Raw genomic sequence first — 26,631 nt, forward strand, 5'->3', positions numbered from 1 at the left:
AGGCCCACGAGGCGGGCAGCAGACCGCCGACCGTTCCCATCCCAGGAGTCACCGTGACTGAACGCATCACCTCGGTGGACACGATCGACGTCCGCTTCCCCACCTCCGTGCACCGCGACGGGTCGGACGCGATGAACCCGTTCCCCGACTACTCCGCCGCCTACGTCGTCCTGCGGACCTCGGCGGGCGCCGAGGGGCACGGGCTGATCTTCACCGTGGGACGCGGCACCGAGATCCAGGTCGCCGCCGTGCGCTCGCTCGCCGCGATGGTGATCGACCAGCCGGTCGACGCGCTGGTCGCCGATCCGGGGGCACTGGCCCGCCGGCTCGTCGGCGACAGTCAGATCCGCTGGCTGGGCCCGGCGAAAGGGGTCGTGCACATGGCCGCCGGCGGCCTGGTCAACGCGGTGTGGGACCTCGCCGCCCGCCGGGCGGGCAAGCCACTGTGGAAACTGCTGGCCGACCTCACCCCGGAACAACTCGTCGCGCAGGTCGACTTCCGCTACCTGCGCGACGCCCTCACCGAGGACGAGGCGCTCGCGCTGCTGCGGCGGGCGAACGACGGCCGGGCCGCACGGGAACAGCAGCTGCGGGCCGAGGGGTATCCGGCGTACACCACGACGCCGGGCTGGTTGGGCTACGACGACGAGAAACTGGCCCGGCTCTGCGCCGAGGCGGTGCGCGACGGCTACCAGCTGATCAAACTCAAGGTCGGCGGGGACCTGGCCGACGACGTACGCCGGATGGGCATCGCCCGGCAGGCCGTCGGGCCCCAGATCCGCCTCGCGGTCGACGCCAACCAGATCTGGGGGGTGCCCGAGGCGATCAGGTGGATGCGCGAGCTGGCCGCGTTCGACCCGTACTGGATCGAGGAGCCGACGTCGCCGGACGACGTGCTCGGGCACGCCGCGGTCCGCAAGGCGCTCAGCCCGATCCGGGTGGCCACCGGTGAGCACGTGCACAACGCGGTGGTGTTCAAACAACTGCTCCAGGCCGATGCCGTCGATGTGGTGCAGATCGACGCCTGCCGGGTCGCCGGGGTCAACGAGAACCTGGCGATCCTGCTGCTCGCCGCGCACTTCGGGGTGCCGGTCTGCCCGCACGCCGGCGGGGTCGGGTTGTGTGAACTGGTGCAGCACCTGGCGATGTTCGACTTCGTGGCGGTCAGCGGCAGCACCGACGACCGGGCCATCGAGTACGTCGACCACCTGCACGAGCACTTCGTCGACCCGGTCCGCGTCACCGGCGGGCGGTACCTGGCACCCACCACCCCGGGGATGAGCGCGGAGATCCTGCCGACCTCCCTGGCCGCGTTCCGGTTCCCGGACGGTCCACAGTGGGCCGACACCGGGGCTCCGGCGGAAGCGCCGACGCAATGATCATCGACGCGCACCACCACCTGTGGCGGCCGGAGCGCGGCTACGCCTGGCTCGACGCACCCGAACTCGCGGCCATCCGGCGGCCGTTCACCCCGGCGGACCTGACCATCGAACTCACCGCCGCCGGGGTGACCGGCACCGTGCTGGTGGAGGGCGGTCGCTGCCATCCCGACGAGGCGGCCGAGTTCCTCGGCCACGCCGCCGACACCGCGTCGATCCTCGCGGTGGTGGCCTGGCTGGACGTCGCCGACGACGACGTGCCCGCCACCGTCGAGTGGTACCGCCGGCTGCGGGGCGGTGAGTTCCTGGCCGGGGTGCGCTCGCAGGTGCAGGGGGAGGCGGACCCGGACTATCTCGACCGACCCGACGTGCGGCGGGGGCTCGCCGCGCTCGCCACCGCCGGGCTCGCGTTCGACCTGGTGATCCGGGCCGACCAACTGCCGGCGGCGGCCCGGGCGGCCCGGGCGGTGCCGCAGCTCCGGTTCGTCCTCGACCATCTCGGCAAACCCCGCATCGACGAGGGTACGGCGGGTCTGCGGAGCTGGCGCGGCCCGCTCGCCGCGTTGGCCGCCAACCCCAACGTCACCGCCAAGCTGTCCGGCCTGGTCACCGAGGCCGGACCGGACTGGTCACCGGACGATCTGCGCCCCTTCGTCGAGGTGGCCATCGCGGAGTTCGGTGCCGAGCGTCTGATGTTTGGTTCGGACTGGCCGGTCTGCCTGCTCAGGTCGGACTATCCCGGAGTGCTCCGGGCGTTGACGGCGGCGCTGCCCCCGCTGTCGGCCCGGGAACGGCACGAGATCCTCGCCGGCACCGCCGTGCGCACCTACCGGTTGGCACCCCGGGTCGCGCACCTTGTCCCGGCGCAGCCCGCATGATCCCGACCGGTACGGGGTCACGCACCCGTCGCCTTGGCGGCGAGCACCGTACGCAGCCACGCCTCGGAGGTGTTGACGTGCATCAACGCACTCGCCTGGGCGAGCAGCTGATCGCGCGAGCGCAGCGCGAGGTAGATCGCGTGGTGCTCCTCGATCGTCGTGTGCGCCGAGTTGCTCTCGATCAACCCCCGCCACACCCGGGCCCGCAGCGTACGGCTGGACAACCCGTCCAGCAGCGAGGTGAGGGTCTCGTTGCCGGTGGTCGCGACGACGGTGTGGTGGAAGGCCGTGTCGAACCGGATCAGCTTCTCCGCGTCGTCGGCCGCCGCTCGCATCTCCTCCAGGATGCCGCTGAGGTCGTCGAGTTGGGCGTCGGTCATCCGCAGCGCCGCCAGTCCGGTCGCCATCGGTTCCAGCAGCCGCCGCACCTCCATGACCTCCAGCAGGGTGTCGTCGCGCAGCAACTCCACCGCGACGCCCAGGCCCTCCAGCAGCAGCCGGGGGGCGAGGCTGGTGACGTACGTCCCGTCGCCGCGTCGTACGTCGAGCACCCGGGCCGATTCGAGGACCTTGACCGCCTCCCGGACCCCGCTGCGCGACAACCCCATCTGCTCGGCCAGTTGCGGCTCGGGGGGCAGCCGGGCCCCCGGCGGCAGCTCACCACTCTGGACCATGCTCCGGATCTTCGCGATCGCGTCGTCGGTCAGTGCCATCCACGTCCCCCTCTGGCCGGTGCGGCGGGCGTCGCCACACCGGTCCCCCCGTGGTCGGCGACGACAGCCCACACCAATATAGAGACATCGGATGTTTTTCCTGCTGCGGTCACCCCGGCGCGGGTGCCGCACCGCACCCGGCCGATCGGCCGACCGACACCCCCACCGGAAAGGCATGACGTGCAACGCTACGGCTGGGTGATCCGGCTCCGACCGGATCAACGGGAAACCTATCTCCGACTGCACTCCGCCGTCTGGCCCGACGTCGAGCAGACGCTCCGCGCGGCGAACATCCGCAACTACAGCATCTTCCTGCATCAGGACCTGCTGTTCGGCTACTACGAGTACGTCGGCGAGGACCACGACGCGGACCAGCGCCGCATCGCCGACGACCCGCAGACGCAGGCCTGGTGGACGTTGACCGATCCGTGCCAGGAATCGCTCGCCGAACCCGGCTCCGGGCACTGGTGGGCCCCGATGCACGAGGTCTGGCACCTGACCGGGGAGCCGTCGTGAACCGCAGCGCGCACTACGTCGGCAACAACACCTTCGTCGTCGAGGGGACCGCCGCCGTGCCGCCCGGCCCCGACCAGGTCCGCATCGACGTCGCGTACACCGGCATCTGCGGCACCGACCTGCACATCGCGCACGGGGCGATGGACCAGCGGGTCCGGGTGCCGGCGGTGATCGGCCACGAGATGTCCGGCCGCATCGCCGAGATGGGCCCGGGGGTCGAGGGCCACCGGGTGGGCGATCCGGTGACCGTGATGCCACTGGACTGGTGCGGTGGGTGCGCCGCCTGCCTGGCCGGCCACACCCACATCTGTCACCGGCTCACCTTCATCGGCATCGACTCGCCCGGCGCGATGCAGCGCTCCTGGACGGTGCCCGCGCGGATCCTGGTGCCGCTGCCCGAGGATCTGCCCCTGACCCACGCCGCGCTGATCGAGCCGACCGCGGTCGCCGTGCACGACGTACGGCGTTCCCGGCTCACCGCCGGTGAACACGCGGTGGTCATCGGCGCCGGCCCCGTCGGCCTGCTCATCGGCACGGTCGCCCGGGCCACCGGCGCCGAGGTGACCGTGCTCGAACTCGACCCGCGTCGCCGGGAACTCGCCACCGAACTCGGGCTGCACACCGTCGATCCGGCGACGGTCGACGTCGCGCGACACGTCCACGAGACGACCGGTGGGGCCGGCGCCGCCGTGGTCTTCGAGGTGTCCGGGTCCGCCGCCGGGGTCCGCACCGCGACCGACCTGCTCGCCGCGCGCGGTCGGCTGGTCGTCGTGGCGATCCATCCCACCCCACGGGAGGTGGACCTGCACCGCGTCTTCTGGCGCGAACTGGAGGTGATCGGCGTCCGGGTCTACGAGCGGGCGGACTACACCGAGGCCGTCCGGCTGGTGCACGCCGGGCTGGTGCCCGCCGCGCGGCTCATCACCCGGATCGTGCCGTTGGCCGAGGTGTCCGAGGCGTTCCGGGCACTGGCCGCCGGCGGCGAGGTCAAGATCCTGGTGGACTGCGGGGGCGCGGGGTGAAACCGCGCGACCGGTGCCGGGCGGCACGTCGGGGGAAGTCCGCCGTCACCGCCCACCGGCCGCGGCTCAGGTGGGCGTCGCCCAACTGCTCCCGGTGGTGGCACCGGTAGCCGCTGCCTGGATCGAGCTGGGCCGGCGCGAACAGTCCGATGTCGTCGTAGTGACGCCGGCGGGGGATGGTCGGGCCGGTCGCCGCAGCGAAGTGAGCAGGTCGTCATCGTCCACCCGGTAGGGGCAGTGACCGACCCGGGGGGTGATGCGCCGCCGGGGCCGGCCTGCTCACGTTCTTCGTGGCGGAGCCCGCATCTGCTCCGGAGTTTGCGACAGGTACCTTGCTGTGACAAGGTAGTGATATGCAGACCGATCCCAAGCTCGTGGCGTTGCGACGCGGCCTGCTCGAACCCCTCGTCCTAGCCGCCGTCGAGTCCCGGCAGCGGTACGCGGCGGAGATCCTCGCCGCACTTCAGGAAGCGGACTTCCCCGCCCAGGAGGGCACCCTGTATCCGCTGCTGAGCAGGCTCCGGCGCGACGGGCTCGTGCAGCACGAGTGGCATGAGTCGCCGTCGGGGCCGCCCCGGAAGTACTTCTCCCTCACCAAGGCCGGCAGAGATCAGCTCGCCGCGTTCCGTGAGTACTGGAACGAACTGACCCACATGATCAGCACGATGGGACGATGACCCTTGAACGACCCGACCACCATCCGCCTCACCGGGCACACTGCGGCCTTTCCCGCCACCCACGACGCACGTGCCGCCCTGCGGCGGTACCTCGACGAGGCGCACCGCGGGCTGCGGGGCGACGCGGGCACCGCCGACGAGGATGCCGACGACATCGTCCGAGATCTCGAATCCGCGATCGGCGACCGCCTGAGCACTCTCACCGGCCCGGCCCTCGACCCGGTGACCGGCGCGCAGATGGCAGCGATCCTGACCGAGTTCGGACCGGTGAGCCCGGCAGGTCCCCCACCGCCCTCCGTCACGCCGCGCCCGCGTGGCCGATTCTGGTGCCGAATCGACGAGGGCAAGTGGTTCGGCGGCGTCTGCCTCGGCATCGCGGCGTACGGCGGCTTCCGCGTCGACTGGGTCCGCACCGTCGTGCTGCTGCTCACCCTGGTCACCGGTGGCCTCCTCGGCATCCCGTACCTGGTCCTGCTGCTGGCGCTCCCCGCCGTCCCGACGGTCATCGACTACGAGCGCCGACGGGACGCGCCGCGACCCGCCTGAGCCGACAGCCCAGCGCGTGTTCGGCACGACCGGGCCGATCGGACCCGGGCTGGCCGGGCTGGCCGTGTGATGATCAGAGCGTGCGGGTGGTGCTGGCGACCGACGCGGGACATCCCGGTCGTACCAATGAGGACTTCGCCGGTGCCGTGCCGGCCGGTCTGGTGCTGGTCGACGGCGCCGGTGGCATCGCCGGGGCCGAGAAGGTCTGCCGCCACGGCGTCGCCTGGTATGCCAGCCGGCTCGGTGGCGCCCTGCTGGGCGGGTTGTCGGCGGACCGGAGCCTGCGGGCGGTGCTGGCCGAAGGCATCGCGCAGGTCACCGACATCCACCGGGACACCTGCGACGTCACCCACCCGAGCAGCCCGCACGCGGCCGTGGCGATGCTCCGGTTCTCCGGCGACCTGGTCGAGCACCTGGTCCTCGGGGACGCGGTGGCGGTCGTCGGGCGGGCATCGGGTGCGCCGATCGTCGCCCACGACCCACGCGAGGTGGTGATCGCCCGGTCTTTCGAGCGCCGGCTGGTGGGCATCGACGCGGGCAGCGAGGAGCACCGGCGGTTGCTACGCGAGCTGCGGGGGCACCGCAACAACCCGGGCGGTTTCTGGGTGGCCAAGGACGACCCGCAGGTCGTGGACGAGGCGGTCACCGGCAGTTGCCCGGCACATGGGGTGAACCGGGCCGCGCTGCTGAGCAACGGCGCGAGCCGGCTCGTGGACACCTTCGGGCTCACCGACTGGGCGGGGCTGCTGCGCCTGCTGGACCACGGACCTGCCGAGATCATCCGGCGGGTCCGGGAGGCCGAGGCACGGCACGGCGTCGCCACCGACGACGCGACGGTCATCTGCCGCGGCTGAGCCCGGCGACATCGGGATCCTTGTATACTCTGGGCGGCCGACCTAACAGCCCCTGGCAGAGAAGCAGTGAGCGGACCAGCAGCGAGCGGACCAGCAGCGAGCAAACCCCAGGCGAGTAGCAAATCGGTTGTTCTCGACGCGATCCGGGCGGCCGGCACGATCAGCCGGGTCGGCCTGATCCGGGCCACCGGCTTCACCGCGCCAACCATCTCCACCCTCGTCCGCAAGCTGATCAACGAGGATCTGGTCGTCGAGACCGGGCACGCGAAGTCGACCGGGGGCAAGCGGCAGGTGCTGCTCCAGCTCCACCACGCGTCCCGGTACGCCGTCGGCGTCCACCTGGACCACGGGGTCATCACCTACGCCCTGACCAACCTGGGTGGGACGGTGGTGGCCCGGATCTCCCGCCCCGGCGCGGGCGCCGAGGAGCCGGGGGTGGTGGTCGCCCGGATCGCCACCGAGATCGCCGCGCTGATCGACGGTGTGGGTGTGGAACACACCCGGATCCTCGGCGTCGGCGTGGTGTTCCCCGGCCCGGTCGACGCCACCCGGGGCATCGGCGGCCCACCGGACGTGGGGCTCGCCCCCGCCATGCGGCAGTGGACCGGGTTTCCACTCGGCCCGGCGCTGGAGCAGGCGACGACGCTGCCGGTGGTGCTGGACAACGACTCGACCGCGGCGGCGCTGGGCGAGCACTGGACGGGCGGCTTCGGCACCGCGACCTCGGCCGCCGCCCTCTACATGGGCACCGGCATCGGTGCCGGCCTGGTCATCAACGGCATCACCTACCGGGGGCCGAGCGGCAACGTCGGTGAACTGGGCCATGTCTGCGTGTCGGCCGACGGTCCGCGGTGCTGGTGCGGCGCCCGGGGGTGCGTGGAGGCGCTGGCCGGGCCGGCGGCGGTGGTCGCCGCCGCCCGGTCGGACCCGGCGGCGGCCCGGGCGGTGGGTTTCACGGTCGGCGTCCGGCGGCCCTCGGTGGTCGCCGACTTCGCCGCGATCAGCCGCGCCGCCCGCCGGGGCGAGCCGCACGCGCTGGCGCTGCTGGAGCGGTCGGCCCGGTACGTCGGGACGGCCGCCCGGACCCTGGCGAACCTGATGGACCTCGAAGTGCTCGTGCTGACCGGTCCGAGTCTGGCCGCCGCCGGGTCGGTCTACCTCCCCATCGTCCGGCACGAACTGCGCGCCTCCTTCTCCCGGGGCACGCACACCGTCGACGTACGGCTCTCCCGTTCCGCCGCCACGGCCTCGGCCATCGGCGCCGCCGCCCTGATCCTCGAATCCGAGCTCGTCCCACTGAGCCACGGGTCGCGCCCGCCCGAGCCACGGGCCGAGGAGCGGGCCCGGCTCACCGAATCGGCAAGCTGACTGACCCGGGGGTGCGCAATGGACGACGCGTGGCGGACGAGCGCGGTGGGCCTGGTCCTTGCCCGACCACCCCGGCTGCTCGGCACCGAGCCGTTCTTCATGGAGTTCATCGCGGGCATCGAGGAACGCCTCGCCGCGCACGGCCGGTCGGTGCTGCTGCACGTGGTCGCCCACCACGCCGCCGAGATCGCCGCGTACCGCAGGTGGGCACAGCAGCGGCTGGTCGACGCGATCGTGCTGGTGAACCCGTCGATCGACGACCCCCGGCCGGCGGTGCTGCGGGAGTTGCGGCTGCCCGTCGTGGTCGCGGGTGAGCCGACCCACGACACCCCGGCGGTACGACGGGACGACGTCGGTTCGATGCGGGCGGCCCTGGCGCATCTGGTCGGCCTCGGGCATCACCGGATTGCCCGGATCACCGGACCCGGCACCCTCCTGCACACCCGGACCCGCACCACCGCCATGCTGGCCGCCGCCGTCGACGCCGTCGTCGTGGAGGGGGACTACTCGGCGGAGTCCGGGGCCAGGTTGACCGTCCGGTTGATGACCGAGCCCGAGCCACCCACCGCGATCATCTACGACAACGACCTGATGGCGGTGGCGGGCCTGCACGCGGTCAAGGAGCTGGGCCACCGGGTCCCCCGCGACGTCAGCCTGATCGCCTGGGACGACTCCAGCCTGTGCCGCCTGGCCTCGCCCGCCCTCACCACGATGAGCCTGGACGTGCACTCGTTCGGTGAGTCGGTCGGCGATTCCGTGCTGCGGCTGATCGACGGCGGGTCGGCGCCGGAACGCTGGTGCGCGACCGAGACCGTGGTCGCCCGGGAGACGACCGCCGCGCCGCGATAGGTCGACATGTGCGGCCCACCTGGCAGTTCATCGAAATGCGCATCGATACGCTTGACTTAGTGAGGCTCATAAAGAAAGCTCGCAGACGCGCTCCCATCGACGCTCCCCCGCTATATCTAGGAGAGCTTCATGACACGTCGACATGCCCTGCTGGCGTCGGCAGCAGCCGGCACCCTGGTGGCCGCCAGCCTGACCGCAGCCACCCTTCCCGCGTCGGCCGCGGCCTCTGGCTGCGCGGTCACCTACACCGTGCAGAGCCAGTGGACCGGCGGGTTCAGCGGCAACATCGCCATCACCAACCTCGGCTCCGCGCTCACCAACTGGACCCTGACGTTCGACTTCCCGAATGCCGGCCAACAGGTCACCCAGGGCTGGAGCGCCACCTGGTCGCAGTCCGGCACCCGGGTGTCGGCGGCCAGCCTGAGCTGGAACGGCTCGCTGAGCACCGACGCATCGACCACGATCGGCTTCAACGGGGCGTGGAACGGCGTCAACCCCGTACCCACGTCGTTCGCGCTCAACGGCACGACCTGCACCGGGACGGTCAGCCCCTCCCCGACGACTCCCCCGCCCACGACCACCCCACCGCCCACCACCCCACCGCCGACGACTCCCCCGCCGACGACCCCACCACCGACCACGCCCCCGCCGACGACCGCGCCGCCGACCGGTGCCGCACCGAGCCTGCGGGTCTCCGGTAACCGGCTGGTGACGGCCGCCGGGGAGACCTACCGCCTGCTCGGCGTCAATCGGGCCAGCGGTGAGTTCGCCTGCGTACAGGGCAAGGGCATGTGGGACAGCGGTCCGGTCGACCAGGCCTCGGTCGACGCGATGAAGGCCTGGAACATCCGGGCCGTCCGAATCCCGCTCAACGAGGACTGCTGGCTGGGCCTGTCCGGTTCGCCCAGCGGCGCCACCTACCAGCAGGCGGTGAAGGCGTACGCGAACCTGCTGGTCGCCAACGGCATCAACCCGATCCTCGACCTGCACTGGACCCACGGCGCGTACACCGGCAACATCTCGGCCTGCCCGGACGTGAACGCCACCTGCCAGAAGCCCATGCCGAGCAGGCAGTACACGCCGCAGTTCTGGACCGGGGTGGCCACCGCGTTCAAGGGCAACGACGCGGTGCTGTTCGACCTGTTCAACGAGCCCTACCCGGACGCCGCCAACAACTGGTCGGACATGACGGCCGCCTGGCGCTGCCTGCGCGACGGCGGCACCTGCACCGGCATCGACTACCCGGTGGCCGGCATGCAGAACCTGGTCGACGCGGTACGCGCCACCGGCGCCACCAACGTCCTGCTGGTCCCCGGCCTGACCTGGACCAACGACCTGACCCAGTGGTTGGCCTACAAGCCGACCGACCCGCGCAACAACATCGTGGCCTCGTGGCACTCGTACAACTTCAACGCCTGTGTCACCGAGACCTGCTGGGATACCCAGATCGCGCCGGTGGCCGCGCAGGTGCCGGTACACGCCGGCGAGATCGGCCAGGACACCTGCGCCCACGACTACATCGACCGGTTGACGACCTGGCTGGACCGCAACCGGCTCGGCTACACGGCGTGGACCTGGAACCCGTGGGGTTGCAGCGGTGGCAACGTGCTCATCGAGGACTACAACGGCACCCCGACCAAGAGCTACGGCGAGGGCTACCGGGCCCATCTGCTCTCCGTCACGCCGTAACCGACCCCCGGCCCTCCCCCGCCGGCAGCAACCCGGCGTCGGCGGTCCGTGACGCGATCGACGGAGTAGCGGTGGGGGTGGGTGCGGCGACTTCGCCGCACCCACCCCCGTCCGCCCTGCCACCCCGGGCGGGAGCCTCGTGTGCAGGCTCCCGCCCCGGCGCGTCAGGAGCAGTTCTTGCCCTTGTTGATGCAGGTGGCGATGCGTTGCATGGTCTGGGCCGAGTTGACGTTGACGAAGTCGTTGTGGTCGGAGAACGGGTTGTGGTTCTCCTCGGGGAAGGAGTCGAGCGCGTACTGGCCCTTGACCTGCACGTCGCGGGCGATGTCGTAGCCGATGGTGATCCGCAGCTGCGGGATCGCCTGGAAGCCCTGCGGGCAGGCGCCGGTGGCCTTGTCGGCGAACGCGACGTGGTTGCGGTGGTTGTCGCTGTCGATGTTCTTGCCGTCCCAGCAGCCGGGGAAGTCCTGCACCCGCTGCACCTGGCTGCCGGCGGGGCAGATCGGGTACTTGTCGGAGAGCCGGTCGGCGAAGCCCGAGCAGCTCCAGGTGGCGCGGGCGTTGGCCGGGCCCCGGCTGGTGGGCTTGGCGTCACCGGTGAGGGCACGGAGGAACTTCGGCATCGGCACCACCTTGCTGACGGGGTTGCCGCGGTATTCGATCAGCACCTGCGCCGGGCGGACGATACCGCCGGTGTTGCCGGGCAGCTCGAAGTTGGGACCCTGCGGGTCGGGCAGCGCGGCGGGGGTGGTGGGTGCGGCGGCGGTGGTCGCGGCGGCGGTCGGCGCGTTACTCGGTGCCGCCGAGGCACCCGGGGCCTGGTCAAGGGTGCAGGTGGCGAACGCTTCGAGGCCCTGCGGACGGGCGGCCTGCCGGCTGATCGCGATGGCGATCCGGTCGAGCACGGCGGTCCGCTTGGCCCGCAGCGGGCCGAGGATGGCGTTGTCGACGAAGGCCGGGCCGCCCTGGCCCCGGCTGGTGACGAGGCGCTCGTTGGCCTCGGAGATCTGCCGGTCGAGTTCGTCGAGGTTGCGGTTCACCTCGGCGAGGGCCCCGGCGGGGACGCCGGGCAGCTTGTCCCGCACGGTGGGGCACTGAATGCGCGGGTTCGCGGCCTGGGCCGCCTTGATGCTGGCGCGGTGGGCGCTGCCGGGCATCCGGGCGTGCATGTCGTCGTAGCTGATGTCGCACTCGACCAGGGAGACCAGGCCGGGCTGGTTGCCGCCGGCGGCGGTGACCGTGGTGCTGATCTGCTTGATCATCGCGGCGCGGCGTTCCCGCAGCGAGTCGATGACCTCCCGGTTGAACGCGGCGTCGATGCGTCCCCGGCTGGCCGTCATCCGCTGGTTCGCGGCGGCCTGCTGGCGGTCCAGCTCGGCCAGCATCCGGTCCACGGTGCTGCGGGCCCCGGTGGGGACGGCACGCAGCCGCTTGCCGACCGAGGGGCAGACGACCACCGGCTGGGTCTGGGCGAGGGCCTGCTGAACCTGGTTGTTGCTGCGCACGCTCTTGTCGATGCGCACCACCGGCCAGAAGTACGACGACTTGTCACCGTTGCGGCAGGTGGTGCCGGAGGCGTCCAGATCCGCGTTGGAGGAGTTCGCGGTGATGGCCAGGTTGCCGACGAAGTCGTGGACGTGCTCGGCGCCGTTGCGGATGCCGGGCTGGGCCACCGGGTTGTCCGGGCTGAACTTGCCGTTGCCGTTCGTGCCGCAGTCCACGGTGAACCGGCCGGTCGACCCGCCCGCGGCCGGCTTCAGGTTCTGCACGTTCGGCGACACGTTCTCGATCGGCACGAACTGGTCCAGGCTGGTGGCGGCGTCCGCGGTGCCCTTGCCACCGCTGGAGACGAAGGTGACGGTGAGCGCACCGGTGGCCGCCAGCACGACCGCGGCCAGGGCGAGCCTGACCGGTCGGGTCTGGACCAGTGGGGTCCCGTTCTTTCTGCGGTTCATCGGAATCTCCTCAAAGCCGCGAGCGGCTCCGGTGATGTGCTGTCCCCCACCGGTACGGGCCGGCATCCGGTGAACGATCAATGTTTGCCGGGGCCGTCATGATTCGGTAAGAAGTAGCCCCCCCGGCTCCCGGCCCCACCTTCAGCCAGCCGGATGCGGCGGCCGGTGACAAGGTCACCGGCCGCCGCGTGAGTGGTGTGGCGGCGGTCGCGCCGGTTCTCTACCAGACCGTCAGGAGCAGGTGGTTGATCGTGAGCGCCACCGCCGCCTGCGCGGCCAACCAGCCACGGCGGTCGGCGGGCGGTATCAGGGCCGCCCCGGCCAGGAGCCAGCCGGTGAAGGGCAGCCAGATCCGCTCGACCTCGGCCTTGCTGTAGCCGGACAGGTCCGCCGCGAGGATCGCCACCGTGGCGGCCAGTGGCAGCAGCCAGGTGGCGTGCGCCGCACCCGGCTGCCGGAGGGGGAGAGCCTGCCGGCCGGCCAGCACCGCGCGCCGGAGGATCACCGCCACCACCGGGCCGGCGGCCACGACCACCAACGCCAGGTCGGCCCAGACCCAGTAGCCGTACGCCCGTTCGGAGGCGATGCCCTGGTAGTAGCGCTCGATGACGAGGTGGTAGCCGGTGGGCCACCAGAAGCCGGCGGCGGTGAACGCGGCGGCGACCGGCACCGCCCCGACGAACACCCAGCCCGCGGTGCGCCAGCGCCGGCCGGCCAGCACGACGACCGCCAGTGCGATCGGCGCCATCAGGACCAGCCCGTAGGAGAGGTAGCAGCCGAAGGCCAACAGGGCGCCACCGGCGACCGCGCCCACCGCCCGCCCCCGGATGACGCCGTACGCCAGCAGGGCCACACCGGTGGCGGTCACCCCGGCGAACAGCCCGTCGGCGGACACCCCGGACCAGACCGCCCCGGGGAAGAGCACCACGAACGGCACCACCGCGCGGGCCGCCTCGTCGGTGCCGAGCAGCCGTACGGTGTGCGGCACGGCGACGGCGACGAGTGCCGCCGCCAGGATGCACAGCACCCCGGCCCAACCGCCGCCGGACAGCCCGATCCGGTCGAGCCAGACGAAGACGAGCAGGGCCCCCGGCGGATGACCGGACACGTGGGTGGTCCAGGAGTCCGGTTGGAGGTCCAGGATCCGACCGCTGAAGCCGGCCAGCATGGCGGGGATGTCGGTGACCCCGGGGACCTCGTCCAGGTACTCGAAGGGGGTGGTCAGCCGACCGGCGATGCCGCGCTGCCAGCCGTCGACCAGGGCCAGCGACAGCGTCCAGGCCACGGCGGTGGCGTAGGAGACCGCGAGCAGCGGTCGCCAGGTCAGCCGGGCGGCCAGCGCGGGCCCCCGCCACCAGACCAGCGCCGCCACCAGCAGGGCCAGCGGGGTGCCGGGGCCGACGTGCGGCAGCCACTGCGCGAACAGCGGCGCCGCGCTGGCGTGCACCGGGCGTCCCCACAGGTGGAGCAGGCCGCCGGTGACGGCGGCCACCGCGAACAGGCCGATCGCGGCAGCGGCAGCGATCAGGTCGGCCCGCGCCGGGCGGTGACGCGGGGTGTCACCCGGCGCGCGCGGACGGCCGCCCGGGTGGCTGCCGGCGCGCGCCGGGCCGCGGTGCAGGGTGCCGCCCGCGCCCGGCGGGCTGTCCGCGCCCGGCGGGCGACGGCGCGGCGGGCCGTTCACCCGCGCAGCGGTGCGTGGGCGAACTCCGCGATCCCGTCGACGAGTCCCACCGCGGCCCGGAACCCGAGTTCGGTCTCGGCCCGGGTGGGCGAGGCGACCACGTGCCGCACGTCGGCGAGCCGGAACTCGCCGGTGACCACCGGCGGCGGCCCGCCGGCGGCTCGGGCCAGCTCCGTGGCCAACTGGCCGATGGTGGCCGGGCGGCCGGAAGCCACGTTGTACGCCCGCCAGCCGGTGCCCGTATCGGTCGCGTCCAGGGCGGCGAGGTTGGCCGCCGCCACGTCGCGCACGTGCACGAAGTCGCGGCGCTGGCCGCCGTCCTCGAACACCCGCGGCGCCCGGCCCGCTTCCAGCGACGAGCGGAACATCGCCGCGACCCCGCTGTACGGGGTGTCCCGGGGCATGCCGGGCCCGTAGACGTTGTGGTAACGCAGCGCCACCACCGCGCCCCCGGTCTGCCGGGCCCACGCGGAGGTGAGGTGCTCCTGGGCGACCTTGGTGGCGGCGTACCCGCTGCGCGGATCGAGCGGAGCGTCCTCGGCGACCAGGCCCGGCGTGACGGCGACGCCGCAGCTCGGGCAGGTCGCCTCGAAGCGACCGGCGGCCAGGTCGGCGACCGTACGCGGGGCGGGGCGGACCGGACCGTGCGCGGCACAGTCGTAGGCACCCTCGCCGTAAACCACCATCGAGCTGGCGAGGACCAGCCGGTGCACGCCCGCCCGGGCCATCGCGGCGAGCAGGACGGCGGTGCCGAGGTCGTTGCAGCCGACGTACTCGGGCAGGTCGTCCAGGTCGACGCCGAGACCCACCATGGCCGCCTGGTGCACCACCGCGTCGACACCGGCCAGCACCCCGGTGACGCCCGGCCCGTCGCGCAGGTCGAGCCGGACGACGGGGGCGCCCGCCACGGTGTCCGGCAACGGCATGCGGTGCGCACCGGGATGACCGGAGTCCAGCACGGTCACCCGGTGGCCGGCGTCGTGCAGGGCGGTCACCACGTGGGTGCCGATGAAACCGGCGCCGCCGGTCACGAGTACGTGAGTCACCCGCCGACGGTAGGGCCGGGACGTGTCGTCGTGCCCCGGCCACGGCCGCCCGTCAGCGGTTCGTAAGAACTCCGTCAGCGGTTCGCCGCTGCCCCGGATTCCGTCATCACCAGGTAAGAACTTCCGGCCGGATCGTGTCCTACCGTCCGCAGCATGACCGATGTGGTTCTTCCCTGCCGCAACGAGGCCCCGGCCCTGCCCGACCTGCTGGCCCGGATGCCGGCCGGGTACCGGCCGATCGTGGTGGACAACGGCTCCACCGACGGCTCGGCGGCGGTGGCCCGCGCCTGCGGCGCCGAGGTGATCAGCGTGGCCGAACCCGGGTACGGCGCCGCCGTACACGCCGGGGTCCTGGCGGCCGACCCGGTCGACGGCGTGGTGTGCGTGCTGGACGCCGACGGGTCGTTCGACCCGGCGCAGCTGCCCCGGCTGGCCGATCCGGTCCGGGACGGCGAGGCGGAACTGGGCACCGGTCGACGCCGCCCCACCGCGCGGGGGGTGTGGCCGTTGCACGCCCGGGCGGCGAACGCCCTGCTGGCCCACCGGCTGCGCCGCACCACCGGCCTCGACGTCCACGACATCGGGCCGATCCGGGCCGTCCGCCGGGCCGACCTGCTGGCGCTGGGGCTGCGCGACCGCCGCTTCGGCTACCCGCTGGAGCTGCTCATCTCGGCCGGTCGGGCCGGCTGGCGGGTGGTCGAGGTCGACGTCGACTACCACCCCCGGGCGGCCGGGACCCGGTCGAAGGTGACCGGCACGGTGCTCGGCACCGCCCGCGCCGTACGCGACATGAGCGCGGTGCTGGCCCGGTGAACGCCCCCCGCCAGCCGACCGTCCCCGCGCACCGCGCCCCACAGGTGCTGGTGCTGGCCAAGACGCCGGAACCCGGCCGGGTCAAGACCCGGCTCTGCCCGCCCTGCACTCCCACCCAGGCCGCCCGGGTCGCCGCGGCGGCCCTGGCCGACACCCTCGACACCGTCGCCACGGCCACGGCCGGCACCCGGGTCCTGGTCGTCGACGGCGACCACCCGGCCCCCGAGGGCTGGACGAGACTCGCCCAGCGGGGCGGCCCGCTGGGCGACCGCCTCGCCCACGCGTTCGCCGACACCCGCACGGCGGGCACGGCCACCCTGCTGATCGGCATGGACACCCCGCAGCTCACCGCCGGTCACCTCGACAACGCGCTGGAGCTGCTGTGCCGGCCGGACGGGCCGGACGCAGTGCTCGGGCCGGCGGACGACGGCGGGTGGTGGACGCTGGGGCTGCGCGACCCCGGTCACGCCTCGGTCCTGCGCGCGATCCCCACCTCCGTGGCGAGCACCGGACAGCTCACCCTGGCCGCGTTGCGCCACCGTGGTCTGCGGGTCCACCTGCTGCCCCGGCTGCGGGACGTGGACACCGCCGCCGACGCCCACGCGGTGGCCGCGTCGTGCCCACCGGACAGCCGGTTCGCCGTCGCCGTCGCCACCGACGTCCCCTCCCCCACGGCGGTCGCCCGGTGAACGCGGTGGCCCTCTTCGACGCCGTGTTCGACCGGGCCGCGTCGGGCGTCCCCGCCGCGTTCACCGCCCGGCACCCGAGCGGTGGCGTGCTCCGGTTCGACCCGGCGGTCTGGTGCCGGGACGCCGTCGCCGGGGACGCGACCCTGCTCCAGCGCTGCACCGGCCCCACCCTCGACGTCGGCTGCGGCCCCGGGCGGCTCACCGGTGCGCTGATCGACGCCGGCCGGCCGGCGCTCGGCATCGACGTCAGCGCCACCGCCGTCCGGCTGGCCCGGGAACGCGGTGCCGTCGCGCTGCAACGTGACGTCTTCGGCCCGGTGCCGGGCGCCGGGCGTTGGCCGCACCTGCTGCTGGCCGACGGCAACGTCGGCATCGGCGGTGACCCGTACCGGCTGCTGCGCCGCTGTCGTCGGCTGCTGGCGGCCAACGGCCACCTGCACGCCGAGTTCGCGCCGCCCGGCACGCCGGCCTGGTCCGGCACGGCCATGGTGCAGACCCCGGGTGGCGTCGGCAGCCCGCTGCGGTGGGCCTGCGTACCCCTCGACGATCTTGCCGCGCTGGCCGGGGGAACCGCGATGCGGGTGCGCGACACCTGGACCGAGGCGGGCCGGTGGTTCGCCACCCTCACCCCCCGGTGACCGGTCGGCCGACTGCCCTGCGGCGGCTCGCCCGGCGGTGGTCGGCACCGCTGCCGGCCCCGCCCGGGGCGCTGCGGCGCGGGCCACTGCGGCCCGACGGGTTCCCGTCCCGGTTACGGTCCACCCGGCTGACCAGCCAGCTCGGCGTCGCGCTCGGCGTGGCGTTCGCCGTCTGCTTCCTCACCGGGCTGCTCAGTCACCTGATCCAGCACCCGCCGGGCTGGTTCCGGTGGCCGGCCCGCCCGGTGGGCCTCTACCGCTTCACCCAGGGCCTGCACGTGGCGACCGGCCTGGCCACGGTGCCGCTGCTCGGGGCCAAGCTGTGGTCGGTCTACCACCACCTGTTCCGCTGGCCGCCGATCCGGTCGATCGCCCACGCGGTCGAACGCGCCAGCGTCGCCGTGCTGGTCGCCGCGGCGCTGTTCCAGGTGGTCGGCGGCATCCTGAACATCGCCCGCTGGTACGGGCCGATGCCGTTCTTCTTCACCGCCGGGCACTACTGGGTGGGATGGCTGGCGGTCGGCGCGCTGCTGGTGCACATCGGCGTACAGCTGCCGGCGGTGCGCGGCGCTCTCGGCCGCTCCGTCGTCGAGTCGTCGCAGGAGCGGCTCAGCCGGCGCGGGCTGCTCGGTGGGGTCGCCGCCGCAGCCGGACTGATCACCCTGACCACGGTCGGGCAGACCGTCCGGCCGCTGTCCGGCCTGGCGGTGCTCGCCCCGCGCCGGCCGGACGTGGGGCCACAGGGGCTGCCGGTCAACAAGACCGCACACCGCGCCGGGGTACGCGCCCTGGCGCAGGACCCGGCGTACCGGCTGGTGGTCACCGGCCCCGGCGGGCGCACCGACCTGGATCTCGCCGCCCTGCGCGCCCTGCCGCAGCACACCGCCGAGCTGCCGATCGCCTGTGTGGAGGGGTGGAGCGCCACCGGGCGGTGGACCGGCGTACGGCTGCGGGACCTGGTCGCGCTGGTGGGCGTCGACCCGGACCGGGCGACCGTGCTCGTCGAGTCGCTGGAGACGGCCGGCCGCTACCGCACGTCGACCGTCGGGCCGGCGCACGTCGCCGACCCGCTGACGCTGATCGCGCTGCGGCTGGGTGGGGAACCCCTGCACCCCGACCACGGCTACCCCGCCCGGTTGATCGCCCCGAACCGGCCCGGCGTGTTGCAGACCAAGTGGGTCGGCCGGCTCACCGTACGGGAGTCGTCGTGAGGACCCGGGCGGCGCTCGTCGCGGTCGGCACCCTGCTGATCGGGTACGCCGTCGTGGGCGCGCTCGCCGACCCCGACCTGAGGCCGACCGGGGTGCTGCTCTTCCTGGCCGGGGTGCTGGCCGGTCACGACCTCGTCTGGATGGCCGTGCTGCTGGCCGTCGGCGCCCTGCTCGCCCGGTGGGTCCCGGAACGTCACCGGCCGGTGGTGCGCGTCGGCGTGATCAGCGCCGCCACGGTCACCGTCGTGGCGGTGCCGCTCGTCCTCGGCTTCGGCCGGCCGCCGGACGACCCCTCGGTGCTGCCACTGCCCTACGGCCGCCACCTCGCGATCGTCCTGCTGCTGATCGCCGGTGCGACGCTGCTGACCTGCTGGGCGGCCGACCGGCGACGGTCCCGGCGACCGGCCCCGGCCGCACCGGGCGGGCGACCTCCCCGGTCAGCCCTTCACCGCCCCGGCGGTGAGCCCCTCGGTCAGGAAGCGCTGCCCGAAGGCGTACATGATCACCACGGGGATGCTGACCAGCAGTGACGCGGCGGCGAGCTGTCCCTGCGGCACGACGTCCCCGGTGATCATCGACTGCATCCCCACCGGGAGGGTCTTGTACTCGTCCTTGGTGATGAACACGAAGGCGAAGAGGAACTCGTTCCAGGCGTTGGTCAGGGTGAACAGCGCGACCGCCAGCAGTCCCGGCTTGGCCAGGGGCAGCATCACCCGGAGGAACGCCTGGAAGCGGGTGCAGCCGTCGACCAGCGCGGCCTCCTCCAACTCGACGGGGATCGACGCGAAGTACCCCGCCAGCAGCCAGGTGGCGAACGGCAGCGTGAAGGTCGGGTACGTCACGACCAGCGACCACAGCGAGTCGGTGAGCCGCACCCCGATGAGCAGTTGGTACAGCGGGATGAACAGCAGCGCACCCGGCATCACATAGGTGATCAGCACCGTGACGGTGAAGCCCTGCGCCCCGCGGAACCTCAGCCGGGCCAGGGCGTAGCCCGCCAGGGCGGCACACACCAGTGCCACCACGGTGGACGCCACGGACACCAGCACCGTGTTGAGGTACCAGCGGCCGAACGGCTTGGTGGCGAAGAGGTCGGTGAACTGCTGCAGGCTCCACGGCGTCGGCCACAGGTCGTGGTCGTGCATGACGATCTGACCGTCGGACTTGAAGGCCGTGACGACGATCCAGTACAGCGGGGCCAGGACGAAGACGAGCAACCCGGCCAGGGCCACACCGGAGGCCAGCCCCGACGCCAGCGACGACGCCCGGCGACGCCCCCAGGCCCCGAGCGCCGAGACCACCCGGCCGACCGCCGCCGCGACCAGCAGGAACACCCCGAGGACCGCCGCCGCCTTCCAGAAGATGTGCGGCGACGCCCAGGCCAGCAGCGCGGTGGTCGCCACGGCGACGACCCACGGCAGGGCGGTGCGGACCGAGCGGGTGGTACGGGCCGAGCGGGCCGGCCGGGGCTTGCGGGCCCGTCGGGGCGGTGCCACGCCCGAGTCCCGGCGTAACAGCCGGACCAGCACGAACACCAACCCGCCGATGACCGGCAGCATGACGAGCGTGACCGCCGCTCCCGCGCCGTACTGCAGTTGCAGGATCGCCTTCGAGTACGCGACCAGCACGTACGGTGCCGTCGCGTTGCCCGGTCCGCCCTGGGTCAGCAGCCAGATGAGGTCGAAGTTGTTGAACGTCCAGATTGACGACAGGGTCACCGTCACGGTGATCACGTGGCGCAGTCCGGGCAGCGTCACGTGGAGGAACCGCCGCCACGGCGTGGCGCCGTCGACGGTCGCCGCCTCGTACAGGTCGACGGGGATGGCCTTCAACCCCGCGAGGAACGCGACGGTGAAGAACGGCACCCCCTTCCACACGTTCACCAGGATCACCGACGGCATGGCCAGCGACGGCTCGGACAGCCAGCCTGCCGGCCAACTGTCGACCAGGTGCAACTGCACCAGCAGGGGCCCGATCCCCGACTCGGTGAGCAGCATGTTGACGCTGCCGAAGATCGGGTCGAGCAGCGAGCGCCAACTGAACGCGGTGACCACCGTCGGCACCACCCACGGCAGCAGAAGCAGCCCGGCCAGCACGGCCCGGCCCCGGCGTCGGTGGTGCAGCAGCAGTGCCGCGGACAGCCCCAGCACCGCCTTGAACACCTCGGCGTACGCGGTGAAGACGAACGAGTTCAGCACGCCCGCGTGGAACTGCTCGTCGTCGGCCAGGGCGAGATAGTTGGCCAGGCCGACGAACACACTCTGCTGCCCGTGCCGTTCCGTCGTGCTGGTGACGACCGACCAGGCGATCGGCACGAGCACGAGGCCGCCGACCAGCACGGCGGTGGGTGCCAGGAACAGCGCCGCGAGCCGCCAGTCGCGGCCCAGCCGGCGTCGGGTCGCGATGCGGAAACGGGACTCCGGCGGCGAGGACCCTCCTGACGCCGGGGCGGACGTCGGGCGGACCGACGTCACTGCGGCAGCCCCTGCTGGGTGAAGATCTGCACCATCTTGGCGTGCGCGGCCTGCACGGCCCGCGCGGGCGACGTGCCCTGGATGGCCTGCTGCATCATGTCGGTGAGGACGTAGGCGCCGACGGCGGCCTGCTGTCCCGCGCTGGCCTTCTGCGGGAAGTCCAGACCGTTCTTGGTGGACAGTGGCAGCTGCTGCTGGGTGATCTTGCGCATGATGGGGAACGCCGGGTCGCCGCTGGTGAAGAACGGGTCGGCGTCCCAGACCTTCTCCCAGGCCGGCAGCGCCAGACCGGGCGCCTCCTTCGCCACCCCGACCAACGCGGGCGCGGTGACCAGGTACTGCGTCAGGAGCTTGGCCAGGGCGGGGTTCTTGGCGCCCTTGAAGATGACGAAGCCCTGGGACTGGCCGAGCAGCAGGGACTTGTCGGTGGCCGGCCCGGTGCAGTCGGCGAAGACGTGGGTGTTGTCGTAGACCGGGTTCTTCTTGGTCTTGGAGTCCGCGTAGACGCTGAACTGGTTGCGGGTGTAGCCGAGGATGCCGGCGAGCCAGTTCTCGTTGTTGCTGGAGTCGGTCCAGGCGGCCACCCCCGGCGGCAGCATCGGCTTGTACCGGGGGTTGGTGTAGATGTCGGCGAGGAAGGTCACCGCCTGCACCGTCTCGGGAGAGTCGAACGTGACCTTCCGGCCGTCGTTGGAGGCGATCGCCCCGCCGTAGGAGTTGATCAGCGCCTCGATCATGCCGTTGGCGTCACCGGAGCGGTTCACGGTCATGCCCCAGCCGAACCGCCGCTTGCCGGGGTCGGAGATCGCCAGGCACAGGTCCCGCAGCTCCTCCCAGGTGTAGACGTCCCTGGGGGTGATGCCCTCGTCGCGCATCCAGTCCTTGCGCAGGAACGATCCGATCCCGATGAAGTGGTAGGGGATGGCGAACCACTTACCGTCGAAGACGCAGAAGTTCTTGGACTCCGCGGTGGGTTCGCCGTACGTCGCCGTCAGCGCCTGGACGACGTCCGTCACGTCCTCCAGGTCGCCGAGCGCCTGGAACTGGGCGACGAACCGCGAGTCGGTCATGAACGCGAGGTCACGCGCCACGCCACCCTGGACCTCGGCATGGATCTTGGCGACCACGTCACCGGCGTCGGCCTGGACCAGGCTGTTGCCGATCTTCGTGCCGGTGGTGTCGGCGAACTTCCTGATCGAGGCGTCGAGGGCCGCGTTCGCCGCCTCCGAGTACAGCTTCTGCGACAGCATCCCCAACGAGGAGCCCTTCAACGCCGCCGCGGCGTCGACGAGTGCCTTCGGGACCTCGGCCTGCACCTTGGGCGTCGATGGTGAGGTGTCTCCGCAGGCGGCCAGGCCGGCCGCGCCGAGCAGCCCCACCCCCATTCCCAGAAAGCCGCGCCGGGACCGCAACGCATTGTCACCCATCGACATCTGCCTCCTCCGTCTCGCCTCACCGGAACCCGCCGGGAGAGGCCAGGGAGCGTCACCGTCCCCTGTGGACTTCCGTGCAGGCCGCGTCCGGGGACGGTTGCCTGGTCGGATGGCCTCAGCCCGCTTCCGCCGCGCAGTCATCGAGAAAGTCGCCCCGCCGTCCGGCGGGCCCTCCCCGGCCTGCCCCGAGATGCTCATGCCCCGAGCGGCGGAACGTCTACCGGGGCGGCGCTGCGCTGCGCTCACTCTACACATTTCGGAAAGTCGCGCCTAGGCTTGAACGAAACTCGGGAGATGGCTCCCCCAATTCATTACCACCAATACCACTAACCGGGATCGCGCTCCGGATCTCCGGTCTGCGCCATTGACGCAGGCGAGCGGCGTGCCGACCGTCCGGCGGCCCCGGAGCCTCATGCGGGAAGGCGACGGGCCAGTTCGCGCCGGAGCAGGTCACGGCCGGGGCTCAGACAGGCCAGCGGGACCCGGATCTCGTACGGCCGGCTCTGCCCGTACCCCGCCCACTCCCACCGGGCGAGCGGAGGGCGGGTCCGGTCCGGGTCGGCCGGCTCGATCACCAGGACCGGGTACCACCGTCCGCTGATCTCGGCACGCGCGACGTTCGACCACTCGATGACCAGGGTGCGCTCGCCCGGACCCGCCACCTGGAGGTGGTCCGCGGTGAGCCGCAGGGGCAGCCGCGCCTGGTTACCGGCGGACGGCGGACGGGACATCGGCAGGGACAGGTAGAAGAACAGGAACCACGTCAGCGGCAGCCACAGCCCGTCCCACCACGGGTCGCCGGAGGCCAGGTTGACGACCGCCAGCGCCAGCGCCGCCACAGGGACCGCTGTGGCCAGGAAGCCGACCTGACGACCCAGGGAACGGCGGAACTCGATGACGGGAGGCTCATCGGCGGTGGTCACTGCGGTGTGCTGCCCGGCGGTCCGGAGCGCCAAACCCGCCGACCCGTCATGCGCGCCGTCAGTGCAGCCGGCGCTTCCAGTCCCCCGGCACCCGCCCCTCGGGGCCGGGCGCGGGCTGGTCGAGCGGGCGCGAGTCCGGCCCGGCCAACTCCGGCCCGCCGGCATAGAACTGATCGTCGGAGTAGTCCCAGAACCACGACTCGCCGGGTTCGAAGCTGCGTACCACCGGATGCCCCGTCGCGGCCGCGTGTGCCGTCGCGTGCTGGCCCGGCGACGAGTCGCAGCAGCCGACCTGGCCACAGGCCGCGCACCGGCGCAGGTGGAACCACCACCCACCGGAGGACTCACACTCGACACAACCCGGACCGCTCGGCGGCACCTCCGGGGCGACACCCACCGCAGTCGCGGTGAGGAGCTTGGGCTGATCTGCCACGGCGTGTTCCTCTCGACTCGCCGCTACGGTACCCGGACTCGCCCGTCGGTGCCCTGCCCCGATTCCCCCGGCCGGGTGAGCCGGTCGCCCGACCCACGCCGGGGCGCGCCCGCGGTCCGAGACTGGACCCGACATTCGCTCACCATCCGGAGGTACCCGGCAATGGCCCTCACCACCGCACAGCCCGGCAGGCCGACGGTCGTCCTCGTCCACGGCGCGTTCGCCGAATCGGCGAGCTGGGCCGGGGTGATCGCCATCCTCGCCGACGACGGCTATCCCACGGTGGCCGTGGCCAACCCGCTGCGCAGTGTCCGGCACGACGCCGACTACCTGCGCGCGGTGCTCACCGGGATCGACGGCCGGTCGTCCTGGTCGGCCACTCGTACGGCGGGATGGTGATCTCCAACGTGCCGGAGACCACGGCCTCCCCCGGCCACCGCACTGGCACGATCACGTCGAGCCCGGGAACGGCCCCGGTCGGCGCGGCATGGCTGCGCTCGCCCACCACAGCGAGGCAGCAGCCGCTGTTCCCCGAGGCACATCCCCCGACTTCGCCGGTGCGCCCCCGTTCACCGTCGCCCGGCACCGCCGTGTCGTCGTCGCGGAGACCGGAGTTGTCGGGCTCCCGCCGGGTCCGTCAGAGGTCGGCCAGGATGCGGGCCAGTTCGGCCGGCCGGCTCAGCATCGGCCAGTGCCCGGAGTCGATGTCGACCAGGTCGACCTTCCGGGCCTTGGCGAGTTCGGGCAGGTCACCCGCGTCGAGCATCGCCTGGGCCTGCGCCGGGGTGAACTCGGGGCACACCAGCACGACCGGCACGTCGAACCGCCGCGCGTCGGTCAGCCGGACGGTCCCCCGGGCGACGCCCTCGGGCACCGGGATGGCGGCGGCCAGGAATTCCGCCCGCGTCCGGTCGTCGAGGTCGGCCGCGTCCGCGCCCTCGAAGGGCGCCCAGCCGGGGAAGGGCATCGCCCCGTTCTCGATCGGGAAGAAGTCGGCGTACAGGTCCCCGTCGGCCTGCGGGAACCCGCCGATCAGCACGACCCGGCCCACCGCCGAGGGCCGCGCGTCGGCGATCAACCAGGCCAGGGCGCAGGAGGCCGAGTGCCCCACCACCACCGACCCGGCCGGTGCCGCGTCCACGACGGCCAGCACCGCGGCAACCTGGTCGTCGAGCGTCGCCGACGTGTTCCCGTCCCCCTGACCCGGCAGGTTCACCGCCACCGCGCGTCGCCCCACCCGCGTCAGCTCGGCGACGACGCCGTCCCACGCCGAGGCATCGAGCCACAGGCCGCCGACGAGCACGATCTGTTCATCAGTCATGGCGACAACGTAGCGTCGATTCCGGACGTTCTGCTTCCGGTACCGTCCGGCGGGTGGAGAATGCCGTCAGCCCCACCGCCCGTGCCCTGCGTACGCTCGACATCCTGCGGGACCGCCCCGGCACGACCGCCGGGCAGCTCGCCTCCGATCTCGGCGTGACCGAACGCGCCGCGCGCCGCTACGTCGACATCCTCCGCGAGGCCGGCATCCCGGTCGACTCCGCCCGCGGACCGTACGGCGGCTACCGCCTCGGCCGGGGTGCCCGGCTGCCGGCCGTCGTCTTCACCCAGGAACAGGTCATCGGCCTGGTCATGGCCGTACTCGACGGGCAGCCGGCCGCGATCGACGCCGACGGCCTGGTCGGTTCCGCGCTCAGCAAACTCATCCGGGCGCTGCCCGACAGCGTCGGACGGCAGGCGGCAGCGCTGCGGTCGTACGCGGCGGCCGCTTCCGACCGTCGGTCGGCGCCCGCCGACCCCACCACGACGAGCACGCTGGTGGCGGCCGTGGCCGACCGGCACCAGGTGGCCGTCACCTACGCGACCGAGAGCGGGGAGTCCTGGGAGGCGGTGGTCGACCCGTGGGCGGTGGTGGTGCGCTACGGCCGCTGGTACCTGCTGTGCCACTCGCACCGGGCGGACGCGATCCGCACGTACCGCATCGACCGGATTCGTGCCGTGCGACACCTGCCGCAACGGTTCACCCCACCCGACGACCTCGACCCCGTCGCCACCCTGGAGGCGCACCTGGGCTCCGGGTGGAAGTACCCGACCCGGGTGGTGTTCCACGAGCCCTACGAGCGGGTGGCGCCCTGGGTCCGACCGACGATGGGTCGCCTGGAGCCCGCAGGCGACCGCTGCGTCCTCACCGGCAGCACGACCAACACCCGGATGTACGCCCAGGAGTGGCTGGCCACCATCCCGTTCGGCTTCACCGTCGAGGAGGGTCCCGAACTGCGGGCCGCCGTGGCCGCCGTGGCCGCCCGTTTCACCGCCGCGTTGGACAGCGAACCGCCGGCACCCCGCTGAACAGCAGGTCCGCGCACCGTCGGACCGCGTCCGCCGTCAGTAGACGAACGGCCAGCCGGCGGTGTCGTAGCCGAGCAGGTTGATGCCCAGCAACGAGGCGCCGTTGTTCGCGTAGTAGTGGTAGGCGAGGACCTCGGCGTCGGTGTCGGTGAACACCGCCTGGTGCCCGGGTCCGTGGATGCTGCCGTGTCCGGCGAGCACCTGGGTGCCGCCGCCTGAGGTCATCGCCACCCCGTTGCGGTCGACGTACGGGCCGGTGACCGAGGTCGACCTGCCCACCATGACCCGGTACGTGCTCGCCGCACCCTGGCAGCACCGGTCGAACGACACCCACAGGTAGTAGTAGTTGCCGTGCCGCACGATCACCGGCGCCTCGATCGCGCCTCCGTTACGTCCCGCGATGCTGCGCACCGTCGTATCCGAGCGTTTCCCGGTGGCCGGGTTGAGCGCCACCATCTTGATGCCCGACCAGAACGACCCGAAACTGAGCCA

At 72.7% G+C, this 26,631-nt stretch carries 27 protein-coding genes; 17 read left to right on the top strand and 10 right to left on the bottom strand.

Features of this window, described 5'->3' with window-relative positions; genetic code table 11:
- Positions 1-53: 53 nt before the first annotated feature.
- On the top strand, positions 54-1,379 hold the full coding sequence (locus GA0070216_RS28710; RefSeq protein WP_091252598.1) for an enolase C-terminal domain-like protein: 1,326 nt from the start codon (positions 54-56) through the stop codon (positions 1,377-1,379).
- Entirely contained in the window at positions 1,376-2,257 is an 882-nt protein-coding gene (locus tag GA0070216_RS28715; protein WP_091252600.1) for an amidohydrolase family protein, read from the top strand. Before GA0070216_RS28710 ends, GA0070216_RS28715 begins: the two co-directional genes overlap by 4 nt.
- A 17-nt stretch (positions 2,258-2,274) precedes the next feature.
- Here the strand turns inward: GA0070216_RS28715 and GA0070216_RS28720 are convergent, their stop codons facing one another.
- A complete protein-coding gene (locus tag GA0070216_RS28720) occupies positions 2,275-2,970 on the bottom strand; it encodes a FadR/GntR family transcriptional regulator (protein WP_091252602.1) in 696 nt (231 codons plus the stop codon).
- A 198-nt stretch (positions 2,971-3,168) separates the two neighbouring features.
- On the opposite strand from GA0070216_RS28720, the gene GA0070216_RS28725 reads away from it, so the two are divergent.
- The 8 genes from GA0070216_RS28725 (at position 3,169) to GA0070216_RS28760 (ending at position 10,491) form a co-directional block, all read left to right on the top strand.
- On the top strand, positions 3,169-3,486 hold the full coding sequence (locus GA0070216_RS28725; RefSeq protein WP_245722790.1) for an L-rhamnose mutarotase: 318 nt from the start codon (positions 3,169-3,171) through the stop codon (positions 3,484-3,486).
- Entirely contained in the window at positions 3,483-4,508 is a 1,026-nt protein-coding gene (locus tag GA0070216_RS28730; protein ID WP_091252607.1) for a zinc-dependent alcohol dehydrogenase, read from the top strand. Before GA0070216_RS28725 ends, GA0070216_RS28730 begins: the two co-directional genes overlap by 4 nt.
- Positions 4,509-4,861: 353 nt before the next feature.
- Positions 4,862-5,185 carry a PadR family transcriptional regulator gene (locus GA0070216_RS28735; protein ID WP_091252609.1) on the top strand — a complete coding sequence of 108 codons (324 nt, stop codon included), beginning with the start codon at positions 4,862-4,864 and terminating at the stop codon, positions 5,183-5,185.
- A 3-nt stretch (positions 5,186-5,188) separates the two neighbouring features.
- On the top strand, positions 5,189-5,731 hold the full coding sequence (locus GA0070216_RS28740) for a PspC domain-containing protein (RefSeq protein WP_091252612.1): 543 nt from the start codon (positions 5,189-5,191) through the stop codon (positions 5,729-5,731).
- A gap of 80 nt (positions 5,732-5,811) precedes the next feature.
- On the top strand, positions 5,812-6,585 hold the full coding sequence (locus GA0070216_RS28745; protein ID WP_245722791.1) for a hypothetical protein: 774 nt from the start codon (positions 5,812-5,814) through the stop codon (positions 6,583-6,585).
- 66 nt (positions 6,586-6,651) lie between these two features.
- Positions 6,652-7,953 (top strand): ROK family transcriptional regulator, encoded by a 1,302-nt coding sequence (locus tag GA0070216_RS28750; protein ID WP_091252614.1) that lies wholly within the window; start codon positions 6,652-6,654, stop codon positions 7,951-7,953.
- 18 nt (positions 7,954-7,971) lie between these two features.
- A complete protein-coding gene (locus GA0070216_RS28755; RefSeq protein ID WP_091252617.1) occupies positions 7,972-8,802 on the top strand; it encodes a LacI family DNA-binding transcriptional regulator in 831 nt (276 codons plus the stop codon).
- A 129-nt stretch (positions 8,803-8,931) separates the two neighbouring features.
- On the top strand, positions 8,932-10,491 hold the full coding sequence (locus tag GA0070216_RS28760) for a cellulase family glycosylhydrolase (RefSeq protein ID WP_091252619.1): 1,560 nt from the start codon (positions 8,932-8,934) through the stop codon (positions 10,489-10,491).
- A gap of 164 nt (positions 10,492-10,655) precedes the next feature.
- Here GA0070216_RS28760 and GA0070216_RS28765 read toward each other — a convergent pair whose 3' ends face one another.
- The 3 genes from GA0070216_RS28765 to GA0070216_RS28775 all read right to left on the bottom strand — a co-directional run bounded on the left by GA0070216_RS28765 (position 10,656) and on the right by GA0070216_RS28775 (position 15,176).
- Positions 10,656-12,446: a DUF1996 domain-containing protein gene (locus GA0070216_RS28765; RefSeq protein WP_091252621.1), complete on the bottom strand. Its 1,791-nt coding sequence runs from the start codon at positions 12,444-12,446 to the stop codon at positions 10,656-10,658.
- Positions 12,447-12,666: 220 nt separating this feature from the next.
- Positions 12,667-13,974 carry a hypothetical protein gene (locus GA0070216_RS28770; protein ID WP_425413206.1) on the bottom strand — a complete coding sequence of 436 codons (1,308 nt, stop codon included), beginning with the start codon at positions 13,972-13,974 and terminating at the stop codon, positions 12,667-12,669.
- 152 nt (positions 13,975-14,126) lie between these two features.
- On the bottom strand, positions 14,127-15,176 hold the full coding sequence (locus tag GA0070216_RS28775) for an NAD-dependent epimerase/dehydratase family protein (protein ID WP_245722792.1): 1,050 nt from the start codon (positions 15,174-15,176) through the stop codon (positions 14,127-14,129).
- A gap of 153 nt (positions 15,177-15,329) precedes the next feature.
- Between GA0070216_RS28775 and GA0070216_RS28780 the strand changes: the two genes are divergently transcribed.
- Genes GA0070216_RS28780 through GA0070216_RS28800 form a run of 5 tightly spaced genes read left to right on the top strand, consistent with a single transcriptional unit; the run spans position 15,330 to position 19,057 of the window.
- Entirely contained in the window at positions 15,330-15,989 is a 660-nt protein-coding gene (locus GA0070216_RS28780; RefSeq protein WP_091252626.1) for a glycosyltransferase family 2 protein, read from the top strand.
- A complete protein-coding gene (locus GA0070216_RS28785; protein ID WP_245722793.1) occupies positions 15,986-16,678 on the top strand; it encodes a TIGR04282 family arsenosugar biosynthesis glycosyltransferase in 693 nt (230 codons plus the stop codon). Before GA0070216_RS28780 ends, GA0070216_RS28785 begins: the two co-directional genes overlap by 4 nt.
- A complete protein-coding gene (locus tag GA0070216_RS28790; protein ID WP_218108304.1) occupies positions 16,675-17,316 on the top strand; it encodes a methyltransferase domain-containing protein in 642 nt (213 codons plus the stop codon). Before GA0070216_RS28785 ends, GA0070216_RS28790 begins: the two co-directional genes overlap by 4 nt.
- Positions 17,313-18,527: a molybdopterin-dependent oxidoreductase gene (locus GA0070216_RS28795; RefSeq protein WP_245722794.1), complete on the top strand. Its 1,215-nt coding sequence runs from the start codon at positions 17,313-17,315 to the stop codon at positions 18,525-18,527. The genes GA0070216_RS28790 and GA0070216_RS28795 overlap by 4 nt, the downstream gene beginning before the upstream one ends.
- Positions 18,524-19,057: a hypothetical protein gene (locus GA0070216_RS28800; protein ID WP_091252632.1), complete on the top strand. Its 534-nt coding sequence runs from the start codon at positions 18,524-18,526 to the stop codon at positions 19,055-19,057. Before GA0070216_RS28795 ends, GA0070216_RS28800 begins: the two co-directional genes overlap by 4 nt.
- On the opposite strand, the gene GA0070216_RS28805 is transcribed toward GA0070216_RS28800, so the two are convergent.
- From GA0070216_RS28805 to GA0070216_RS28820, 4 genes are all read right to left on the bottom strand, one after another.
- Positions 18,965-21,001, bottom strand: coding sequence for an ABC transporter permease (locus tag GA0070216_RS28805; RefSeq protein ID WP_091252638.1), 2,037 nt, complete (start codon positions 20,999-21,001; stop codon positions 18,965-18,967). The genes GA0070216_RS28800 and GA0070216_RS28805 overlap by 93 nt on opposite strands.
- On the bottom strand, positions 20,998-22,428 hold the full coding sequence (locus tag GA0070216_RS28810) for an extracellular solute-binding protein (protein WP_176739188.1): 1,431 nt from the start codon (positions 22,426-22,428) through the stop codon (positions 20,998-21,000). Before GA0070216_RS28810 ends, GA0070216_RS28805 begins: the two co-directional genes overlap by 4 nt.
- Before the next feature lie 416 nt (positions 22,429-22,844).
- On the bottom strand, positions 22,845-23,357 hold the full coding sequence (locus tag GA0070216_RS28815) for a hypothetical protein (RefSeq protein WP_141723226.1): 513 nt from the start codon (positions 23,355-23,357) through the stop codon (positions 22,845-22,847).
- Positions 23,358-23,415: 58 nt separating this feature from the next.
- Positions 23,416-23,790: a UBP-type zinc finger domain-containing protein gene (locus GA0070216_RS28820; RefSeq protein WP_245722795.1), complete on the bottom strand. Its 375-nt coding sequence runs from the start codon at positions 23,788-23,790 to the stop codon at positions 23,416-23,418.
- A gap of 162 nt (positions 23,791-23,952) precedes the next feature.
- Between GA0070216_RS28820 and GA0070216_RS28825 the strand changes: the two genes are divergently transcribed.
- Positions 23,953-24,189, top strand: a complete 237-nt coding sequence (locus tag GA0070216_RS28825) for a lipase family protein (protein WP_218108305.1) — start codon at positions 23,953-23,955, stop codon at positions 24,187-24,189.
- 238 nt (positions 24,190-24,427) lie between these two features.
- On the opposite strand, the gene GA0070216_RS28830 is transcribed toward GA0070216_RS28825, so the two are convergent.
- Positions 24,428-25,111: an alpha/beta fold hydrolase gene (locus tag GA0070216_RS28830; protein WP_091252649.1), complete on the bottom strand. Its 684-nt coding sequence runs from the start codon at positions 25,109-25,111 to the stop codon at positions 24,428-24,430.
- A 53-nt stretch (positions 25,112-25,164) separates the two neighbouring features.
- On the opposite strand from GA0070216_RS28830, the gene GA0070216_RS28835 reads away from it, so the two are divergent.
- Positions 25,165-26,139 carry a helix-turn-helix transcriptional regulator gene (locus tag GA0070216_RS28835; protein WP_091252651.1) on the top strand — a complete coding sequence of 325 codons (975 nt, stop codon included), beginning with the start codon at positions 25,165-25,167 and terminating at the stop codon, positions 26,137-26,139.
- A 36-nt stretch (positions 26,140-26,175) separates the two neighbouring features.
- On the opposite strand, the gene GA0070216_RS28840 is transcribed toward GA0070216_RS28835, so the two are convergent.
- A partial coding sequence (locus GA0070216_RS28840) for an arabinan endo-1,5-alpha-L-arabinosidase (protein WP_141723227.1) occupies positions 26,176-26,631 on the bottom strand: 456 nt, incomplete at its 5' end.

The organism is Micromonospora matsumotoense (genome assembly GCF_900091525.1).
Lineage (GTDB): Bacteria > Actinomycetota > Actinomycetes > Mycobacteriales > Micromonosporaceae > Micromonospora > Micromonospora matsumotoensis.

Coding starts and splice junctions, on each gene's coding strand:
- GA0070216_RS28715 (WP_091252600.1), top strand. CDS start 1,376: ATGATCATCGACGCGCACCACCACCTGTGGCGGCCGGAGCGCGGCTAC.
- GA0070216_RS28720 (WP_091252602.1), bottom strand. CDS start 2,970: ATGGCACTGACCGACGACGCGATCGCGAAGATCCGGAGCATGGTCCAG.
- GA0070216_RS28735 (WP_091252609.1), top strand. CDS start 4,862: ATGCAGACCGATCCCAAGCTCGTGGCGTTGCGACGCGGCCTGCTCGAA.
- GA0070216_RS28755 (WP_091252617.1), top strand. CDS start 7,972: ATGGACGACGCGTGGCGGACGAGCGCGGTGGGCCTGGTCCTTGCCCGA.
- GA0070216_RS28760 (WP_091252619.1), top strand. CDS start 8,932: ATGACACGTCGACATGCCCTGCTGGCGTCGGCAGCAGCCGGCACCCTG.
- GA0070216_RS28765 (WP_091252621.1), bottom strand. CDS start 12,446: ATGAACCGCAGAAAGAACGGGACCCCACTGGTCCAGACCCGACCGGTC.
- GA0070216_RS28780 (WP_091252626.1), top strand. CDS start 15,330: ATGACCGATGTGGTTCTTCCCTGCCGCAACGAGGCCCCGGCCCTGCCC.
- GA0070216_RS28810 (WP_176739188.1), bottom strand. CDS start 22,428: ATGGGTGACAATGCGTTGCGGTCCCGGCGCGGCTTTCTGGGAATGGGG.
- GA0070216_RS28825 (WP_218108305.1), top strand. CDS start 23,953: ATGGCCCTCACCACCGCACAGCCCGGCAGGCCGACGGTCGTCCTCGTC.
- GA0070216_RS28830 (WP_091252649.1), bottom strand. CDS start 25,111: ATGACTGATGAACAGATCGTGCTCGTCGGCGGCCTGTGGCTCGATGCC.